The organism is Streptomyces sp. NPDC056160, assembly GCF_042268205.1.
In the GTDB taxonomy this organism is placed as follows: domain Bacteria; phylum Actinomycetota; class Actinomycetes; order Streptomycetales; family Streptomycetaceae; genus Streptomyces.
Genome location: NZ_JBHJUW010000080.1, coordinates 1 through 18,482, shown reverse-complemented (window position 1 = coordinate 18,482; position 18,482 = coordinate 1). Strand labels below are relative to the sequence as shown.

The 18,482-nt window shown below is 74.5% G+C and carries 15 protein-coding genes and 1 pseudogene; 6 read left to right on the top strand and 10 right to left on the bottom strand.

Annotated features, from left to right (window positions below; translation table 11 throughout):
* Positions 1-206: 206 nt before the first annotated feature.
* On the bottom strand, positions 207-887 hold the full coding sequence (locus ACFC02_RS26345; protein ID WP_376361977.1) for a hypothetical protein: 681 nt from the start codon (positions 885-887) through the stop codon (positions 207-209).
* The gene (locus ACFC02_RS26340; RefSeq protein ID WP_376361974.1) at positions 884-1,555 is read right to left on the bottom strand and encodes an ABC transporter ATP-binding protein; all 672 of its coding nucleotides are present in this window, start codon (positions 1,553-1,555) and stop codon (positions 884-886) included. Before ACFC02_RS26340 ends, ACFC02_RS26345 begins: the two co-directional genes overlap by 4 nt.
* A 571-nt stretch (positions 1,556-2,126) precedes the next feature.
* On the opposite strand from ACFC02_RS26340, the gene ACFC02_RS26335 reads away from it, so the two are divergent.
* From ACFC02_RS26335 to ACFC02_RS26325, 3 genes are read left to right on the top strand one after another with little or no spacing between them, the layout of a single operon-like run.
* Positions 2,127-3,440, top strand: coding sequence for a glycosyltransferase family 2 protein (locus tag ACFC02_RS26335; RefSeq protein WP_376361971.1), 1,314 nt, complete (start codon positions 2,127-2,129; stop codon positions 3,438-3,440).
* Between the two features lie 43 nt (positions 3,441-3,483).
* Entirely contained in the window at positions 3,484-4,302 is an 819-nt protein-coding gene (locus ACFC02_RS26330; protein WP_376361967.1) for a glycosyltransferase family 2 protein, read from the top strand.
* A complete protein-coding gene (locus tag ACFC02_RS26325) occupies positions 4,299-5,894 on the top strand; it encodes a glycosyltransferase (protein ID WP_376361964.1) in 1,596 nt (531 codons plus the stop codon). The genes ACFC02_RS26330 and ACFC02_RS26325 overlap by 4 nt, the downstream gene beginning before the upstream one ends.
* A gap of 32 nt (positions 5,895-5,926) precedes the next feature.
* Here ACFC02_RS26325 and ACFC02_RS26320 read toward each other — a convergent pair whose 3' ends face one another.
* The 3 genes from ACFC02_RS26320 to ACFC02_RS26310 form a co-directional block, all read right to left on the bottom strand.
* Positions 5,927-6,538 carry a TetR/AcrR family transcriptional regulator gene (locus ACFC02_RS26320; protein ID WP_376361961.1) on the bottom strand — a complete coding sequence of 204 codons (612 nt, stop codon included), beginning with the start codon at positions 6,536-6,538 and terminating at the stop codon, positions 5,927-5,929.
* A gap of 131 nt (positions 6,539-6,669) precedes the next feature.
* Positions 6,670-6,954: a ferredoxin gene (locus ACFC02_RS26315; RefSeq protein ID WP_376361959.1), complete on the bottom strand. Its 285-nt coding sequence runs from the start codon at positions 6,952-6,954 to the stop codon at positions 6,670-6,672.
* Complete coding sequence (locus ACFC02_RS26310) at positions 6,951-8,153, bottom strand: cytochrome P450 (protein WP_376361956.1); 1,203 nt, start codon at positions 8,151-8,153, stop codon at positions 6,951-6,953. The genes ACFC02_RS26315 and ACFC02_RS26310 overlap by 4 nt, the downstream gene beginning before the upstream one ends.
* A gap of 377 nt (positions 8,154-8,530) precedes the next feature.
* Here ACFC02_RS26310 and ACFC02_RS26305 point away from each other — a divergent pair, with 377 nt between their 5' ends.
* Positions 8,531-9,769 (top strand): aminotransferase class V-fold PLP-dependent enzyme, encoded by a 1,239-nt coding sequence (locus tag ACFC02_RS26305; RefSeq protein WP_376361953.1) that lies wholly within the window; start codon positions 8,531-8,533, stop codon positions 9,767-9,769.
* Positions 9,770-9,885: 116 nt separating this feature from the next.
* Positions 9,886-10,677, top strand: a complete 792-nt coding sequence (locus ACFC02_RS26300; protein ID WP_376361950.1) for a trypsin-like serine protease — start codon at positions 9,886-9,888, stop codon at positions 10,675-10,677.
* Between the two features lie 12 nt (positions 10,678-10,689).
* On the opposite strand, the gene ACFC02_RS26295 is transcribed toward ACFC02_RS26300, so the two are convergent.
* From ACFC02_RS26295 to ACFC02_RS26275, 5 genes and pseudogenes are all read right to left on the bottom strand, one after another.
* Positions 10,690-11,886, bottom strand: coding sequence for a cytochrome P450 (locus ACFC02_RS26295; RefSeq protein WP_376361947.1), 1,197 nt, complete (start codon positions 11,884-11,886; stop codon positions 10,690-10,692).
* Positions 11,887-11,978: 92 nt separating this feature from the next.
* Positions 11,979-12,173 carry a hypothetical protein gene (locus ACFC02_RS26290; RefSeq protein WP_376362019.1) on the bottom strand — a complete coding sequence of 65 codons (195 nt, stop codon included), beginning with the start codon at positions 12,171-12,173 and terminating at the stop codon, positions 11,979-11,981.
* A 135-nt stretch (positions 12,174-12,308) separates the two neighbouring features.
* Positions 12,309-14,240 (bottom strand): annotated as a pseudogene (locus ACFC02_RS26285) (MFS transporter); the annotation flags it as partial.
* Positions 14,240-14,731 carry a MarR family winged helix-turn-helix transcriptional regulator gene (locus ACFC02_RS26280; RefSeq protein ID WP_360961303.1) on the bottom strand — a complete coding sequence of 164 codons (492 nt, stop codon included), beginning with the start codon at positions 14,729-14,731 and terminating at the stop codon, positions 14,240-14,242. The gene ACFC02_RS26280 and the pseudogene ACFC02_RS26285, both read right to left, overlap by 1 nt.
* Before the next feature lie 61 nt (positions 14,732-14,792).
* The gene (locus ACFC02_RS26275) at positions 14,793-16,328 is read right to left on the bottom strand and encodes an MFS transporter (RefSeq protein ID WP_376361944.1); all 1,536 of its coding nucleotides are present in this window, start codon (positions 16,326-16,328) and stop codon (positions 14,793-14,795) included.
* 413 nt (positions 16,329-16,741) lie between these two features.
* On the opposite strand from ACFC02_RS26275, the gene ACFC02_RS26270 reads away from it, so the two are divergent.
* Positions 16,742-18,352 (top strand): phosphodiester glycosidase family protein, encoded by a 1,611-nt coding sequence (locus ACFC02_RS26270; RefSeq protein ID WP_376361941.1) that lies wholly within the window; start codon positions 16,742-16,744, stop codon positions 18,350-18,352.
* Positions 18,353-18,482 lie beyond the last annotated feature (130 nt).

The window sequence follows — 18,482 nt, the reverse complement described above, 5'->3', positions numbered from 1 at the left end:
CGAGCCGGGCCACCGTGCCGCCGTGCGCGCGCTGCGGCGGCAGACGATTTCCCGATCCTACACGCGTTCGTTTCGGCGAGGTAGGGCGGAATTCCCCCGGGCGGAAGCGGACCGGCGGCGCCGGTCCGGGAGCCCGCCGGTGCTGCGGGACCGGGAGCGGCCCGGCCCCGCGCCGCGGGGTGGACACGCCTCGGTGGGCGGTTCTCTCACACGAACCGCATGTGGGCGCGCCGGCGCAGCCGGACCGACATCACCGTGCCACTGGCGACCGCCAGCAGCGCCGCCACCACGACGGCGTGCGTCACTCCGGAGGTGAAGGAACCGCTTCGGGCGCCGTCCACGGCGTACGTGATGATCTCCCTGGTGGACCAGAAGGGCAGCACCTTCGCGGAACTCTTCGCCGGGTCGATCACCATCTGGGCGCCGATGACGCAGATCAGCAGCAGCGTGCCCTCCAGGTCCCGGGGCACGGCCAGGCCCAGCAGCAGGCCGAGGGGGACCGCGACCAGGGTCGTCAGGACCAGTTCCGCGGCCACGGCCTGCGGGTGCGCCACCTTCTGGTCGACGGTGACGACGACGGCGTAGAGCGCGGAGACGAGCAGCCCGGCGACGACGAGCGCCAGGGTGCGGCCCAGGTACAGGTGCCGGGGACGGAAGCCGGACAGGGCGAGGCGGGGCGCGGCCTGACGGCCGGTCACGGCGGAGAACAGGGCCGCCGTGCTGACGGCGAAGCCCACGCCCAGGCTGGCGAACCGTATGGCCTGGCCCGCCTGGTCGTGCCGGCCGAGATAGAACACGAGCGGCACGAGCAGCAGCAGGCCCAGTACGCCTCGGCGGCGCAGCAGTTCACGCAGGGTCATCTCCGCCATGCGCAGGGTGCGGATCACCGGCCGGTCCCCCGCTTCCTGGGGCTGAGGTCCAGTACAGTGTCCACCTGGTCGAGCTGGTTGAGCATGTGGGTGACGACGACGACCGCCTTGCCCTCCTCCCGCCAGCGCCACACGTTCTGCCAGAAGTCGACGTAGGAGCCGCGGTCGAAGCCCTGGTAGGGCTCGTCGAGCAGCAGCACCTCGGGGTCGGCGAGGGCGGACAGGACGACGTTCAGCTTCTGCCGGGTGCCGCCGGACAGGTCTTTGGCCAGGGTGCCGCGGGCGACGGACCAGTCGAGCCGCGCGGCGAGTTCGCGGCCGCGCCGGTCGGCGTCCGGGCGGCTCATGCCGCGCCCCGCACCGAACAGGGTGAAGTGCTCGCGCGGCTTGAGGAAGTCCATGACCCCGGCGTCCTGCGGGCAGTAGCCGAGCTTTCCGGCGACGGTGACCCGCCCCTTGTCCGGGGAGAGCAGGCCGGCGCAGATCTTCAGCAGCGTGGACTTGCCCGCCCCGTTGCTGCCGACGATCGCCGCGACCTCGCCGGCGCGCACGACGAGATCGACGCCGTCCAGGACGCGGCGGCGGCCGTAGCTCTTCACGATGGCGTGCGCGTTCAGGAGGACATCGCGTCCGGCGGATGCGGGCGCGCCCCCTAACCGCTGTTCCGTGCTCGCGGAGTACCTCATGCGTGTCACCCTCCTGCCGTCGCCCGCGGCGCGTGGCGCGGAACACCGGCCTGTGTCTGTGCGGTCGGGCCGGTCCGCGGCCGGCCGGGGCCGGGCCGCCGGGCACCGGGCGGCCAGTCTGCCGCACCTCGTGCCGTCAGGGTGCCACAGGGGTGCGCCGGGGCCCGGCGGCTCACGCTCCGCGCGGTGCCCGGGGGGCCGGTCCGGCGTTTTTCGGCCGATCCCGGGGCCCGAGGCCCCCCGCCACCGGGCTCCTTCCCGGCCATGGCGCGGAATCAGGCCGATGGCGGAAGCCGTGTCCGGGCGGCTGTCCGGCGAATTCACCCAACGGTCACGGCCGCAACCCCGGTATTTCGGCCAAGCCGTCTCCCCGTCGGCGGGAGAGGCGGCCCGCTCTTGTGATCAGCAGGCGGCGCTGGTTAGCGTACGCCCGTCGAATTCTCTGAATCCGCCGCATTCTCCGCCGGAGGCGGCACTCGCGGCGAAATCCGGTTCACCCCGGTCGCCGGAAACCGGCCCTGGGCCGGAGCGGAAGTCCGAACGGGCGGCGCAGCCGGCGAAAGGGACACGCATGCGAGGGGGCATCGAGGACGGCCGCCTGTGGTGGCAGCGCGCGGTGGCCCGCGGTTTCGATCCGGCGCCCGCTCCCGACGGGCCCGTGGCACTGGTGCGCGACGGCCTGGTGCTGCCGGGCCACGACGCACTGACGGCCCTGCCCACCGGCGGGCTCGGCGTCCTGCTGCCCACCTACGTCGCCCGCTGCGGACTCGACGAGCAGCGCACCGCTCTGCGGCACCTGCTCGACGCGCTCGCCGAGGTGCGCGCCTCCCGTCCCGGCCTGCCGCTGACCCTCTGGCTCGGGATGCAGTACGGGCCCGGAGAACTGGGCGAGGCGGTGCGCCGGCTGCGCGCACTGACCGGCACGGCGGCGCGGGCGGAGGGAGCCGGGACCGCCGCTGCGGCGGACGGGGCCGGGCCCACTGCCTCGGCGGACGGGGCCGGGACCGACGCGTCGGTGGACGGTGTCGAGACCGGCACGTCGGTGGACGCGGCCTGCACCACCCCGGCGGGTGCGGCCGGGGCCCTTCCGGCGGACGTGGTGGGGTTCGCGCTGCCGGGCCCCGGGAAGATCCGCACCGTGAACGCGGCGCTGCGCCTGTCCCGGCCGCTGGGGCACACCGGCTGGCTGTGGACCGACGACGACGTCCACCTCGCCCCCGGCTGCCTGGCCCGGCTCGTCGCCCGCTTCCAGGAGCGCGGTGCCACCGGCGCCGTCGGCGCGCACCTGGCCGCCCTGCCGCGCGCGTCGGCCGCGGCCCGCACCATGGACCGCGTCTCCCGGGTGACGACTCCACCCGCGCCGTGCCCGGCGGCGGCCTGCATGCTCGTCGCCGCCCCGGTCCTGGCCGGGGGCATCCCGGCCCGCCGGCTCGCGGACGACGGCCATGTGCTCTTCGAACTCCTCGACCCGGCCGCGCCCGATCCGTGGCACGACCTGGAGGTGCTGTCCGAGGCCCGGGGTTCCTTCTACCGGGTCGGCCGGTCGCACGACACGCTGCGCCGGCTGCGCCGCTCCCTCTACAGCCATGTGACCTGCACGGCCGACTACCCGTGGCCGGTCGCCCGCCTCTACCTCACCGGGGTGCTCTTCCACGGCCTGTGGCCGCTGGCGCCCTGGAACGGTGCCGGCGGATGGGCCCGGGGAGCCAAGCGGTGGACGGTCAAGGCCGTGCAGGCGGCCTGGTTCTGCTCGGTCGCCGCGGGCCTGGCCGGACGCGGCCTGCTGGGCCGCCCGCTGCGGCACGTGCCGTGGGGCGACGAGGGCGACTTCCGCAGCCCGGCGGCCGAGGGACGACCCACGGCCGTGGCGGCGGCCCAACGCTGACACACGACGGCCGCCCCCGCGCGGCCCGGGAAGGGAGACTGCGGTGCGGGCAACGGCAGAGGAGAAACCGGCGGTCACCGTCATCCTGCCGCACTACGACTGCGCGGCCTACCTCGGCGCCGCCGTCGCCTCGGTGCTCGCCCAGGACCGGCCCGACCTGCGCCTGGTCGTGGTCGACGACTGCACGCCCGGCGAGACCTGGACGCACGCGCTGCGTCCGTACGCCGCCGACCCCCGGCTGTCGGTGCTGCGTGCCTCCCGCAACGTCGGGCACCTGCGGCTCAAGAACGAGGTGCTGCGGCGGGTGGACACCCCGTACGTGGCCTTCCAGGACGCCGACGACATCAGCCTGCCCGGCCGGCTGCGCCACCAACTCGCCCTGCTGGAGCGCGGCAAGGCCGACCTGGTGGGCTGCTCCTACGAGTACATGGACGCCGAGGGCCGGCGTTCGGGGCGGCGCCGGATGCCCCGCAACGGCAACCTGTGGCTGCGGCTGGGCCGGTCGACCGTACTGCTGCACCCCTCCAGCGTGGTCCGTCGCGAGGTGCTGGAGCGGCTCGGCGGATTCGACGGCACCGTACGGCTCGGCGCCGACACCGACTTCCACCTCCGGGCCGCGCGCCTGTTCCGGCTGCGCAGCGTGCGCCGCGTTCTGTACCGGTACCGGATCTGGCCCGACTCGCTGACCCAGGCGCCGGGCACCGGGTTCGGTTCCGCCGAGCGCCTGGCCTACACCCGGGCCATGAACGACCAGGAGGCCCGCCGCCGCGCCGCCCGCACCCGCGAGGAACTGCTGCCGCTGCTCGTCGCCCCGCCCAACGACGTCGAGTTCACGCTGCACCCGGTGGCACCGGCCGGATGAGCACCGTGGGAGCAGCGGACTTCACCGTGGTCGTCGCGGCGCCCGAAGGGGACTGGGAGCCGGCGCTGCGCGGCCTGGCGCGCCACGTGCCGCAGGCCGCAGCGGTCGTCGTGGTCACCTGCGGCCGGGAGCCGCGCGGGGCGGGGGTGCGCGTCGCGCGTACGGCCCCCGGCGCCGCCGGCGCGGCCTGCCTGGCGGCGGCCCGTGCGGCGCGTACGCCCTACGTCGCGTTCCTCCAGGGCCGGGACGAGGTGCTGCCGGGCTGGCCGGCTCACCTCGCGCGGGCCGCTGCGGACCACGCGGGCCTGATCGAGTACGGCTGCCTGCGCCTGCGGCCCGAAGACCCGATCGCCCCGCCGGACGGCGACGTGCACCTGGACCTGGACCTGGAGGTGGGCGCCGAGTACCGGCGCAACGGCGACCGGACCGACGTGAGCCGGTCAGGCGACCCGCTCGGCGGCCTGATCGACGGCATCGTCCTGCCGTCGCTCGCACCCGGCGGTGCCCCCGTCGCCTACGCGGTCCGCCGGGACCTGCTCGAACTCCGGGAGGACAGCGCCGAGGGCGCTGTCCAGGCCTCGCGGGTCACCGTGCCCCGGCTCCTGGTGCGGCGCCGGAGCGACGACAGCGCGGCCGCGGGCGCCGCCGCCCTCGCCGTCCGCGCCCATGTCCTGCGCACCACCCGCCTGTCGTCGCGCGTCACCGAGCCGGACCTCGAACCGCCCCGCCCGGGCCGCGCACCGGAGCTGGTCTCCGTCGTGCTCCCCGTCCGCGACGGCGCCCGCACGCTCCCGGCCCAGCTGGACGCGCTGGCCCGCCAGACGTACGACCGGCCCTGGGAGGTCGTCGTCGTCGACAACGGCTCGACGGACGGCACCCGCGAGGTGGCCGAGGCGGCGCGCTCCGCGCTGCCCGCGCTGCGCGTCGTGGACGCCGCCGACCGGGCGGGCGAGAGCCACGCCCGCAACCGCGGGATCCGCGCGGCGCGCGGCGACCTCATCGCCTTCTGCGACGCCGACGACGTCGCCGCCGCGGGCTGGCTCGCCGCGCTGGCCGGGGCCGCGCCGGACGCGGGGCTGATCGGCGGCAGCCTGGACACCGCCCTGCTCAGCCCGTCCCACCCCGACGAGCAGCCGCTCCCGATGACCGCGCAGACGGACTTCCTGCCCTTCGCCAGGGGCGCCAACTGCGCGGCGTGGACCGAGGTGCTGAACGCCATCGGCGGCTGGGACGAGTCCTACGTGGGCGGCGGCGAGGACATGGACCTGTCCTGGCGGGCCCGGCTGTCCCACCACCGGGTGGGCTACGCGCCCGACGCCCGCATGCACTACCGGCTGCGCGCCGAACTCTCCTCGCTGGCACGGCAGAAGTGGAACTACGGCCGCTCCGGGGCCCGGTTGTACGACGCCTACCGGCACGCCGGGTTCCAGCGCCGCGACGGCGGCACGGTCCTCATGAACTGGTCCTGGCTGCTGCTGCACTCCCCCGACCTCGCCCGCTCCCCCGGCCTGCGCCGCCGGTGGGTCCGCTACGGCGCCCGGCTCGCGGGTTTCCTCGCGGGCAGCGTGGAGCAGGGCGTCGCCTATCTGTGAGGGTCCGCCGCCCCGGGGGGCGCCGGTGCCGGTCAGGTGCCGGGGGCGCCGCCGCGGGCCGCGTCGACCAGGGCGTGCAGGCAGGCCATGAACAGGCGGTGGGTTCCGGCCGCGTGCTCCTGTTGCAGGATGGTCGCGAAGTACTGGCTGAGCGCGGCGCCGACGGCGGCCCCGACGACGGCGTTCATCGGATGGTCCGCGGGCAGTTCGGTGGCGGCGGCCAGGGCGGGGCCGGTGATGCGTACCGCCTCGGTGATCTGGCTGCTGCCGTGCGCCCTGAGCGCCGGGTTGGCCTCGTACATCGCGGTGAGCAGGGCGACGAGTTCCGGGTCCAGGGCGTCGGCCTCCCCGGTGAGCCAGGCGTCGACGACGTCGAGGAACCCCGAGCCTGGCCGGTCCCTGAAGACGGCGGTGAGCCGGGCCGCGATCTCGTCGGGCACCGACAGGGCGATGTCGTGCTTGGAGGGGAAGTAGAGGGAGACCGTGCGGGGGGCGACGCCGGCCGCCTCCGCGATGTCGGCGATGGTCGTGCCGTCGTAGCCCTGCTCGGCGAACAGGCGCATTCCCGAGCGTCTGATGGCCTCGCGGCGTCTGGCCTTGCTGCGCTCCCGGTGGGACGTGGACGCCCTCGTCTCGCCAGTCATGGCCGTAGCGTAGTCGGCGCGGCGGGTGCGGGCGGCCGGCGGCGGGCCGCGGCCCGGCTCACGGCCCACCGGGGCGGCCGCCTTCGCCGAGGGGCGGTGTCACGACCGCTGCGCGCCCGCCGCACCGCCGCCTACTCCTCGGGGGCGATACGGGCGCCGGTGGCGCGGTGGGTCACCGAGATCGCCTCCATCGGGCAGGACTCGGCCGCGTCGACCAGTTCCGGCGCGGGCGCGGCGGTCTCCGACGTCGGGTGCGAGGCACCGTCCCGCACCTGGAACCTCCCCGGTGCGACGCCCGCGCAGATGCCGGTGGCCATGCACGCCTTCTCGTCGACCCGGACGCGCCACACGTCCTCACCCGGCCCCAGCGCCGCGCCGGGACCCGTCCGCCCTGGTCCGTCGTCGCGGCCGCTCATGCCGCGTCCCAGGTCACGAGCATCTTCTCCAGGCCCTTCACCCCGGCGCCCGCCTTCCACACGAGGTCCTCGCCGGTGCCGGCCAGGCGCAGGCCGGGCAGCCGCTCCAGCAGGATGCGCAGGGCCACCTGCAGTTCCATCCGGGCGAGTTGGGCGCCCAGGCAGTGGTGCGGGCCGTGGCCGAACCCGACGTGCGACGCCTCCTGGCGGGTCAGGTCGAGTCTTTCCGGGCAGGTGTAGACGGCGGTGTCGCGGTTGGCCGCCGCGTTCGAGGCGACGACGGGTTCGCCCGCGCGCACCACTCCGCCGCTCAGTTCGACGTCCTCCAGGGCGTAGCGCGCGATCCCGGCGCTGCCCAGGGGCACGAAGCGCATGAGTTCCTCGACGGCCTGGGGCACGAGGTCCAGGTCGGCGCGGAGCCGGGCCAGCTCGTCGGGGTGGCCGAGCAGCGTGTACACGAAGTTGGGGATCTGGCTCGCGGTGGTCTCGTGGCCCGCGACCAGGACGCTGACCCCCATGGCGACCAGTTCGTCCTCGGAGAGCCGGTCCTCCTCGTCCCGTGCCGCCACCATCACCCCGAGCAGGTCGTCCCGGGGCTCCTTGCGCCGCTCGGCGACCAGTCCGGCCATGTAGGCGGACAGCTCGTCGGCGTAGCGTTCGACCTCCTCGGGGCGAAAGCGGGTGGTCGACAGCAGGGCGTCCGACCAGAGGCGGAACCGTGTCCGGTCCTCGAAGGGCACGCCCAGCAGTTCGCAGATGACCGTGACGGGCAGCGGGAGGGCGAAGTCGGCCACCAGGTCGGCGGGGGCGCCCTTGGCCGCCATCGCGTCGACGAGGCCGTCGGCGATCGTCTGGGCCCGCCTGCGCAGCTCCTCCACGCGGCGCGCGGTGAACGCCTTGGCGACCACCCGCCTGAGCCGGGTGTGCTCGGGCGGGTCGAAGGCCAGGATGTTGCCGGCCAGGCCCCGGTGGTACCGCGTCCTGGGTTCGTCCCGGGCCACCGCCTCGGCCCGGCTGAAGCGTGGGTCGCCCAGGACGGTCTTGACGTCCTCGTACCGGGTCACCAGCCAGGCCGGTTCTCCGTGGGTCAGGCGCACCGGGCACAGCGGCTCGCTGGTGCGCAGCTGCTCGAAACGCGGCTCGATGTGCAGCTCGTCGGTCTCGTGGAACGGAAACGCCTGGGGGTCGCTGATGGTCATGAGGTGCCGCCTCTCGGTGGGGGAAACCATCTGCAGGGGCTGTCCGCGCGGGCGGGAGACCGCCGACCGACCCGTCATCGGGTCCGGTCGGCGCACGAGGTCCGGCCGTCGCACGGCCGCGGCGCACCCCGGCCGCCCGGAGCATCACATTTCGTCCATGTTCGAACCGTAAGCAATATTGCAGCCGGACGCAATATTGCTTTCGGACGCATGACGGTTGACTGCTTATGGGCTGTGGACGGACTGCTCATGGGCCGTGGACGGCGGCGGTGTGGGCGGCGCGTAGGGTGTGGGGGTTCCGATCAAGCCATGACAGGCGGTCCGCCTCCGCGCCGCCCCCGGCGGCCCGTGGCAGGCACCGAGGAAGCTGGAGTCACGTGAGCGAGACCGAGACCGGGGTCGTCACCGCGCCCCGCCCGCTGCTGCTGGAGGACGGCCGGCCCGCCGCCGCGGCGTGGTCCCTGGACCCCGGCATGCTGCACCTCAACCACGGATCCTTCGGCGCCGTCCCGCTGGTCGCCCAGGAGCGGCAGAACGCACTGCGGGCCGAGATGGAGCGCGCGCCGGTCGTCTGGTTCCCGCGGTTGCCCGCCCGGATGGCCGCGACCCGCGGCGCCGTCGCCCGCTATCTGGGGGTCGAGGCCCGCGACCTCGCGCTGGTGCCGAACGCCAGCGCGGGCGCGAGCGTCGTCCACGCCGCCCTGGCCGCGCAGCCGGGCGGCGACATCGTCGTCACCGACCACGGCTACGGCGCGGTCACCATGGGAGCACAACGCCTCGCCCGCCGCTGGGGCCGCCGCGTCCGCACGGCCCGCGTGCCGCTGGCCGCCGACGCGGACCAGGCCTACCGGGCGGTGATGGCCGAGGTCGACGACGGCGTCGCGCTCGTGGTGCTGGACCAGATCACCTCGGCCACGGCCCGCGGGCTGCCCGTGGAACGGGTCGGAGCGGAACTGGCCCGGCGCGGCGTCACGCTGCTCGTGGACGGCGCCCACGCCCCCGGCCTGCTGGCCGCCCCGCTGGACCGTCTGGTCTGCGACGCCTGGGTCGGCAACCTGCACAAGTGGGGCTGCGCGCCGCGCGGCACGGCGGCTCTGGTCGCACGCGGGCCGCTGCGCGAGCACCTCTACCCGCTGATCGACTCCTGGGCCGCCGAGGAGCCGTTCCCGGACCGGTTCGACCAGCAGGGCACCCTGGACGCCACCGGTCCGCTCGCGGCGCCCGCGGCCCTGGACTTCGTCGAAGCCACCTGGGGCTGGGACACGGCCCGCCGCTACATGGACGAACTGGCCGACTACGGCGCCCGGGTGGTCGGCGCGGCGTTCGCCGGCTCGGCGGGGCCGGTGGAGCGCGCCGAGGTCGGCATGCCCGTGCCCGGCATGCGGCTGGTACGCCTCCCCGACGGGCTGGGGACCAGCCGGCTCGCGGCGGACGCCCTGCGCGACCGGGCGACGGCCGAACTGGCGGCGGAGACCGCCTTCACCAGTTTCGACGGGGTCGGGTACCTGCGCCTGTCGGCCCACGTCTACAACACCCCCGCCGACTACGAGCGGTTCGCCGACTCCTGCGTCCCGCTCGTGCAGGCGTGGGCGCGCCGGGCCCGCGCCGGGAGCTGACCGCAGCCGAGGGACTTCGAAACCGGCGCCCGCGATCACGCGTCTTCCCCACCGACCGACGACCCCGGCCGCCGAACGGCGGCCGGGCGAGCAGCCGATCCCCGGGGGAGACATCCATGCGTATCCGTTCCATCAGGTCCGCGCGGACGGGCGCGCGCGGCGCGGCCGTCGCCACCGCACTCGTCGCTGTGGGCACGCTCCTGGCCGGCGCCGGGCCCGCAGCCGCGGTGAAGGGCGGCGGTCCCGCCACCACCGCGGCGCGTCCGTACACCATGCTCATCGAACGCGACGGCAGCCAGTTCTGCGGCGGGACGCTCATCGCACCCACCAAGGTGCTCACCGCCGGACACTGCGTGCAGGACGCCGGCAAGGTCTCCGCGCTGCGGGTGATCGGTGGCCGGACCCGGGTGGACGGCACCGGTGGGACGGTGCGCCGGGTGGCCTCCTACCGGCTCGACTCGCGCTACGGCTCGCCCGGCGCTGCGCACGACGCGGCGGTCCTCACGCTCGAGGGCCCGATGCCCTACCGGACGATCCCGGTGGCCGGGCCGCGGGACGCCGCTCTGGTCGCCGGCGGCCGGACGGCGCTCGTCCTGGGCTGGGGGCGCACCGGCCCCGGCATCGCGGCCACCCGGCTGAAGCAGGCCCAACTGGTCCTGTCCCCGCTCGCCCGCTGCCGGCCCTACGCCGACGCGCACGTGGACCCGGCCCAGATGCTGTGCGGCACGTCCCGGCCGGGCAGCGCCGACAGCATCTGCCCGGGCGACTCCGGGGGGCCGCTCGTCAGCGGCGGGAAGGTCGTCGGCATCGTGTCGGCCGGCAACAAGTACTGCGACGGCCAGTACCCGGTGTCGCTCTTCGTGCGCGCCGACGCGGTGGCGGCCGATCTCGGGATCCGCACCCGCTGACGCCGTCCGGCCTCATCCGCCGAACCGTACGGGCAGGCTCCGCGGGCCCCGGATCATCAGTCCGGGGCGCCAGGTGATCGCCGCCGGGTGGATGTCCAGGGCCAGATCGGGGCAGCGCTCCAGCAGGGTCCGTACGGCGATGCGCGCCTCCAGGCGGGCCAGCGGCGCGCCCAGGCAGTGGTGGATGCCGTGGCCGAACGCCACGTGGCCGCGGGCGTCGCGGGTGATGTCGAAGCGGTCGGGGTCGCAGAAGCGCCCGGGGTCGCGGTTGGCGTCGGCGATGGCGACGAGGACGAGTTCACCGCCGCCGGGGACGACGGTGTCGCCGATCGTCACCGGCTCGGTGGTGAAGCGGTAGGTGGGGGTCTCCAGCGGGCCGTCGTAACGGAGCATCTCCTCGACGGCGGCGTCGATCAGCGTGAGGTCGGCGCGCAGGGCGGCCAGTTGGCCGGGGTGGGTGAGCAGGGCGAGGACCCCGTTGGAGATCAGGTTGACGGTGGTCTCGTGGCCCGCGACGAGCAGCAGCCAGGCCATGCCGACCAGTTCCTCGTGGGAGAGGCGGTCGCCGTCGTCGTCCTCGCCGTGGATCAGCGCGCTCAGCAGGTCCTCGCCCGGCCGTTGCCGCTTGTCCGCCACCAGTTCCCGCATGTACCGGGCCATCGCGTCGGCGGCGGCCCCGCGCTGAGCGACGTCGGCCGCGCCGATCGCTTCGTTGGACCAGGTGCGGAAGGAGGCGCGGTCCAGGTCGGGGACGCCGAGGAGTTCGCAGATGACGGAGATGGGCAGCGGGAAGGGCAGGGCCTCGACGAGGTCGGCACGCCCGTCGGGGGCGTCGAGCATCCGGTCCAGGAGCGTGTCGGTGGTCCGCTGGACGCGCGGGGCGAGTTCCTCGACCCGGCGGGCGGTGAACTCACGGGCGACCAGGCGGCGCAGCCGGGTGTGGTCCGGCGGGTCGTACCGGAGCATGTGGGGTCCGGAGGAGACCGTTCCCAGGGGCAGCGCGGGCGACGCCTTCGCCCAGTCCTTGGAGAGTCCGGGGTCGGCGAGCGCGGCGCGGCCGGCCTCGTACCCGACGACCAGCCAGGCCTCCGCGCCCCCTTCGGGCATCCGGATGCGGTGCACCGGCCCCTTCGCCCGCAGCCGGGCGTACACGGGATGGGGATCCCGGGTGAACGACTCACCGAGCGCGGCCAGATCGACGATGCTCATGGACACTACCCCCTCGTCACGGCCCGTCGACTGTAGACCTCCGCCGCCCCGGCCCGCGCCCCCTTTCGGGATCGGCGGGTGCCCCGGGCGCGTCAGCCGGGCCGGCGGCCGGGGCCCAGGTCGGCGTGGACGGTCGCGGTGCCGTCGGCGATGACGACCTCGGTCGTGAGGGACGGGCGGCCGGCGACGGCGACGGTGTACGTCCCCGGTGTCAGACCGGCGACCGCGTACGTGCCGTCCGCGGCGGACGTGGCCGAGCCGACGGCGTCGCCCCGCTCGTTCAGCACGCTCAGGCGGGCGCCGGCGAGGGGCCTGCCGGACTCGGGGTGGCGGACGGTGCCCCGCAGGGCCGCGGCACCGTCCAGCACGATGTCGTGCGGCACCGTCCGGTTCGCCGCGGTGAGCCGGACGGTGCGGGGCCGGTATCCCTCGGCGGACACGATGAGGCTCCAGTGTCCCGGCCCCGGGTCGGGGAGCGTGAAACCGCCGTCCTCGCGGGCCCGGGCGACATCCTGCTCACGGCCGTGCTCGTCCACGACGGTCAGGGCGGCCCCGGCCAGCGGGCCGTCCGCACCGCCGCGCACGCGGCCCCTCAGGGCAGCCCCGGTGGCAGAGCGGACCGGGCCTGCCGGACGCGGTACGGCGAGGGGCCCGGCAGGCGCCGGGGCGCCCGTACGACCGCGGACGAGCGAGGCGGCGGCAGCGGCCAGGGACATGGCGATGGCCAGCGAGAAGACGACGACGAGGCCGTGGTGGAACGGCTGCGCGATCAGGTGCGGGAAGTACTCGCGGCCGGTGAGGTGCGCGGCGGCGGACGGCGAGAGGTGGCCGAGGATGTCCGGCCCGAGCAGGTTCTGGATGGGGTTGTAGCCGAGGAACGCGGCGAACAGGACGCCGACCGGGGGCAGTTCGGCGACCGTGTGGGCGGCACCCGCCGGGACGCCCTGGGCGGTCAGGCCCGAGGCCAGGGTGTGCGGCAGGGTTCCCGAGAGCCCGGCGACCATGAGCGAGAAGAAGACGCCCATGGACAGCACCATGCCGGCGTTCTGGAAGGTGGCCCGCATGCCGGAGGCGGCGCCCCGGGCGTCGGCGGGCACGCTGGACATGATGACGGACGTGTTGGGCGCCGCGAACAGGCCCCCGCCCAGCCCGTTGAGGAGGATCAGCCCGGCGAAGGCCCAGTAGCCGAAGTCGCTGGGCAGGACGAGCAGTCCGGCGAACGACACGGCCATCACCACGAACCCGGACGCGGCGAACAGCCGTGCCCCGAACCGGTCGGACAGCGCCCCGGCCGCGGGACCGGCGAGCAGGAAGCCGATGGTCAGCGGCAGCATGTAGATGCCGGCCCACAGGGGGGTGTCGGCGTAGTCGTAGCCGTGCAGGGGCAGCCAGATGCCCTGGAGCCAGATGATGAGCATGAACTGCAGTCCGCCGCGGGCGACGGCACCGAGCAGGGTGGCCGCGTTGCCGCCCGCGAAGGCGGCGTTGCGGAACAGGCCGAGCGGGAACATCGGCTCGGGCACCTTGGTCTCGACGAGGCAGAACACGCCGAGGAGCACCAGGCCGCCGATCAGTCCGGCCATGACCCAGGGGTTGGTCCAGCCCATGGTGTGGCCGCCGTAGGGCTGGATACCGTAGGTGATCGCGGCGAGCAGCACCGTCAGACCGGCCGCGAAGGTGACGTTGCCCCACCAGTCCATCCGCCCCGGCCTGCGCACACCGGTCTCGTGCAGCGACTTGTACGCCCATACGGTGCCGATCAGACCGATGGGCACGTTGACCCAGAACACGGACCGCCAGTTCCAGGTGACGAGCACACCGCCCAGGACCAGGCCGAGGAACGAGCCCGCGATCCCGGCCACCATGTTGACGCCCAGAGCCATGCCGCGCTGCCGTGCCGGGAAGGCGTCGGTGAGGACGGCGGCGGAGTTGGCCATCAGCATCGACCCGCCGACCGCCTGCACGATGCGCCAGCCGATCAGCCACAGCGCCCCGCCGCCGCCGTGGAACGGGTCGAGCGAGAGGACGACCGAGGTCAGCGTGAAGATGAGGAACCCGGCGTTGTAGATCCGCACCCGGCCCTTCATGTCCCCGAGCCGGCCGAGGGCGACCACCAGGACGGCGGTGACGAGCATGTACCCCATCAGCATCCACAGCAGGTAGCTGACGTTGGCCGGTTCGAGCGGGTCGAGGCGGATGCCGGTGAAGATGCCGGGCAGCGAGATCAGCACGATCGAGCTGTTGATCGTGGCGAGCAGCATGCCCACGGTGGTGTTGGTCAGGGCCACCCACTTGTAGCCGGGGTGGTCCACGCCGATCCACGATCTGGGGCCGCGCTGCTGGACGGTGGTCATCACGTGCTCCCGGTGGGCTGGTGTTCGGGAAGCGGGGACGGTTGCGCGCTTTCCTCGAGCATCCGCAGCACGAGCGGCAGGGCGGTCCGCATCGCCGCCCCGAGGGCCCGCTGGTCCTCGTCGGGCAGGGCGGCCAGCAGTTGGGCCAGTCGGGCGTCGCGGGCCTTCCTGCGGGCGGCCAGGACGGCGCGGCCGGTGGCGGTGAGGGTGATCAGGCTGACCCGGCCGTCGTCGGGGTCGCCGACCCGTGCGACGAGGTCCTGGGCCCGCAGTCGCTGCACCAGCTGGGTCATGGACGGCTGGGTGACGCCCTCGGCCGCGGCGAGCGCGGTCAGCCGGGCCGGGCCGTCGCGTTCGAGCCGGGCGAGGGTGGCGGCGGCCGTGAGGCTCAGCTGGCGGCGGTCCGTCAGTGCCCTGATCACCGCCGAGGCCACGTCGGCCAGGGCCCGTGCGGTGTCCTCCGTGCCGGGTGCGGAGTGCGACTGGTCCACGCTTCCTTCGTATCACGCTCCTATATAGGTGTCCTATCAAATGACGGTAAGGAAAGGGCCGTCACGGCCCTTGCCGCGTCTTCCGGGTGGCGCGGTAGAGCGCCTCGGAGGTGGAGAGCAGCTCGCGCTGCTCCTCCTCGGAGCCCACCATGGGCTGCGATCCGTGCAGCGGCACCTGCGCGCTCTCCGGCAGGAACTTCACGGTCACCAGGCCGATGACGCCGGCCAGCATCAGGTAGTAGGCCGGCATCAGGTCGTCCCCGGTGGCGTTGACCAGGGCCGCGGTGACCAGCGGGGTGGTGCCGCCGAACGCGGCGACGGCGAAGTTGAAGCCGATGCCCATGGCGGCGTAGCGGATGGCGGTCGGGAACAGCGCGGGCAGGGTGGCGGCGCTGGGCGCGGCGAAGCAGGCCAGCAGCGTGGAGAGGATGAGCACGCCCGCGACCGGCGGCCAGGTGCCGTGCATCTTGAGCAGCAGGAAGGAGGGGATGGCGAGGACGATCATCGCGGCGGCGGCGACGGCGTAGACCGGGCGCCTGCCGACGTGGTCGCTGAGCCGGCCGATGAAGGTGATCAGCAGCACGATCCACACCATGCCCATCAGCACCAGGAGATCGGCCGAGCTGCTGGAGCGGTGGAGGGTCTCCGTCTGATAGGTGGGCAGGTAGCCGGTCACCATGTAGTTGGTGACGTTGTAGAGCAGCACGATGCCCATGCAGATGAGCAGGGCTCCCCAGTGGTTCTTCACGATGGTCTTGAACTCGCTGCCCGCCGACTTCTGGGCGAGGCTCTTCTCGTGCTCGTCGAGCTGCTGCTGGAAGGCGGGCGACTCCTCCAGCTTGAGCCGCATGTACAGGCCGATGACGCCGAGCGGCCCGGCGATCAGGAACGGGATCCGCCAGCCCCACGAGAGCATCTGGCCGTCGCTGAGCAGGAAGTTCAGCAGGGTGACCAGGGCGGAGCCGAGCGCGTAACCGACGAAGGTGCCGAAGTCCAGCCAGCTGGAGAGGAAGCCACGGCGGCGGTCGGGCGAGTACTCGGCCACGAAGGTGGTGGCACCGCCGTACTCGCCGCCGGTGGAGAAGCCCTGGACCATACGGGCGAGCAGCAGGAGCACCGGCGCGGCGAGGCCGATCGTCCCGTAGCTCGGGATGAGGCCGATGGCGAAGGTGCCGGCCGCCATCATGATCATGGTGGTGGCGAGCACCTTCTGGCGTCCGAGGCGGTCACCGAGGGGGCCGAAGAAGAGACCGCCCAGGGGCCGCACCACGAACGCGGCGGCGAAGGTCGCGAAGGAGGAGATCACCTGGGCGCCGGGTGAGGCACCGGGGAAGAAGACCTTGCCGATGGTGGCGGCGAGGTAGCTGTAGACGCCGAAGTCGAACCACTCCATGCAGTTCCCGAGGGCGGAGGCCCCGACCGCGCGCCTGAGCAGCGGCGGCTCGACCACCTGCACGTCCTCCTTGCGCAGCGCACGCCTGCTGCGCCGCAGTCTGCGGGTCAGTTCCTCGCGGACCTGCCGGGGCAGGTGCGCGACGGTCCCCCGCAGCCGCTCCCCGCTGGAGGGGCCCGTCTGCCCCTCAGGTGTCACGTCCACGACCCGTCACCTCGCCCGTTCGCTCGCTTTTTGCCCGCTTTGCACTGTTTGTAATGTATTGGCATTCTGCTGAAGATCGGCAACATGTGTGCTGGGGCGGCTGCCCCGATGCACGCTCTTCAAGCACCGCCCGAGTGCGCCGTTTGCGCCCCGCAGCGCCGGTGCAATGTGTCCTCATGGTGATGAAGCGTGTACTGCGGGTCACGATCCGGGCTCGCCGGGCGGTGCCGGGCCCCGCCGCTTTTCGGTCGCGGCGGCGTGCCGCAGGGCGCCGTGCAGCTGTTCGCCGAGTGTTCCCCGCGCCGTCACCGCCGGGAGCCGCGGTCGCTTCGCCCGCCGGTTGTCATCGGTCGCAGCAGGCGAGCGGCACCGCACGGCTCGTGCGGCCGCGGCCATCGGATGGGGAGGACGCCATGGGTCACCAGCGCAGGTCCGCCGCGCGCACACGAGTCCTGCTGAGCACCGCCGCGGTGCTCGGCGTCATCACGTCGGGCGGACTGTGGGGCACGGCGCAGGCCGCGGCGCCCGGCCCGGCCGCGCCGGCCACCACCTGGACGACCACCACGGTCGCGCCGGGCGTGCAGGTGCGCAGCGCCACCCTCGAGAACCGCGGCGCCGCGCCCCTCTGGACGGTCACCGTCCAGGCCCCCGCCACCGGCCGCCTCAGCCGCTCCGCGACCTGGGCACCGGTGGGAGCGCGGTACTGGGCCGACGCCACCGCCGAGCGGCTGCGGGCGGGCGGCTTCGCACCGCGGGTGGAGCAGGTGTACTGGCCCGCCTACGCCGACACCCCGCACGGCGTGATGGGCCTGCGCGTCAGAGTGGGCACGTACGCCACCGAGGCCGCCGCGCGGAGGGCGGCGCAGGCCGTGACGGCGGCGGGCTTCCACACCGCGGTCGACTGGACCGGCTACGACGCCGACCAGCCCGCCGACCGGCAGAACGTGCACGTCGCCGTCGTCGATCCGCCGCGGTTCCTGGGCACCGTGCAGGGCACCCACGACGGCGACGTGGCCCGGCGCGCGACCACCTCCTCGGTCGCCGCGAAGCTGGGTTCCGTGGTGGGTGTCAACGCGGGGTTCTTCGTCACCTCCGACGCCGACGGCGTCCAGGGCACCCAGTCGGGCATCAGCGCGGACGACGGCGAGCTGCAGTCGATGGCCGCCGGCTCCCGGGCGGCGCTGGTCATCGAGGACGGGGGGCGGCGGGCGCGGGTGGCGGATCTGAAGACGACGGTCACCGTGTCCGCCGGCACGTACGTCCACGACGTCCAGGGCATCAACCGTACGCCCGGACTCGTCCGCGACTGCGGGCGTCCGGGCGCGACACCCAGCGAGCGGCCCTGGCAGGACGTGACCTGTCACAGCAGCGACGAGCTGGTGCTGTTCACCGGCGAGTTCGGCGCGCGGCTGCCCACCGGGCCCGGCGCCCAGGCCGTACTGGACGCCGGGGGCCGCGTGGTGTCGGCCGGCGCCCGGGGCGGCTCCGTCCCGGCGCACGCGACGGTCGTCCAGGGGATCGGCCCGGCCGCCGACTGGCTCAGGGCCCGCGCCCGCAAGGGGCAGCGCATCGGGGTCCGCGAGGACGTGCGCGACACCGCGGGACGGAGCGTACGGCTCGGCCGCGGCGACAGCATCGTCAGCGCCGCCCCCACGCTGGTCAGCCGCGGCCGCACCCGCATCGACGCGGCGGCCGAGGGGGTCGTCGACCCCCGGGACCTGTCCTTCGGCTACGCCTGGGCCAACGCACGCCAGCCGCGCACCATGGCCGGGGTCGACGCGCGGGGCCGGCTGATCCTGGCGACGGTGGACGGCCGCCGTAGGGACGGCAGCGAGGGTTTCACCCTCCAGGAGGCCGCCTCGTTCATGCGCTCGCTCGGCGCCGTGGACGCCCTCGCCCTCGACGGCGGTGGCTCCACCGCCATGGCCGTCGACGGGGTGCTGGTCACCAACCCCTCGGACGCGACGGGCGAGCGTGCGGTCGGCGGCACCCTCCAGGTGCTGCTGTCCCGGCCCCGGCCGTGACCCGCGCGGGGGCGGTCGGGGCCGGTCCGCCGGGCCGTCCCGGCACCTGGGCCGAGGCGCGCGCCCGGGTGCGCGCGGCCGGTCAGTCCGCCTGCGGCGCGGCGGGGGCGGCGGCCGCGGGGTCCGCGGT

Coding starts and splice junctions, on each gene's coding strand:
- ACFC02_RS26340 (WP_376361974.1), bottom strand. CDS start 1,555: ATGAGGTACTCCGCGAGCACGGAACAGCGGTTAGGGGGCGCGCCCGCA.
- ACFC02_RS26335 (WP_376361971.1), top strand. CDS start 2,127: ATGCGAGGGGGCATCGAGGACGGCCGCCTGTGGTGGCAGCGCGCGGTG.
- ACFC02_RS26325 (WP_376361964.1), top strand. CDS start 4,299: ATGAGCACCGTGGGAGCAGCGGACTTCACCGTGGTCGTCGCGGCGCCC.
- ACFC02_RS26320 (WP_376361961.1), bottom strand. CDS start 6,538: ATGACTGGCGAGACGAGGGCGTCCACGTCCCACCGGGAGCGCAGCAAG.
- ACFC02_RS26315 (WP_376361959.1), bottom strand. CDS start 6,954: ATGAGCGGCCGCGACGACGGACCAGGGCGGACGGGTCCCGGCGCGGCG.
- ACFC02_RS26310 (WP_376361956.1), bottom strand. CDS start 8,153: ATGACCATCAGCGACCCCCAGGCGTTTCCGTTCCACGAGACCGACGAG.
- ACFC02_RS26300 (WP_376361950.1), top strand. CDS start 9,886: ATGCGTATCCGTTCCATCAGGTCCGCGCGGACGGGCGCGCGCGGCGCG.
- ACFC02_RS26295 (WP_376361947.1), bottom strand. CDS start 11,886: ATGAGCATCGTCGATCTGGCCGCGCTCGGTGAGTCGTTCACCCGGGAT.
- ACFC02_RS26270 (WP_376361941.1), top strand. CDS start 16,742: ATGGGTCACCAGCGCAGGTCCGCCGCGCGCACACGAGTCCTGCTGAGC.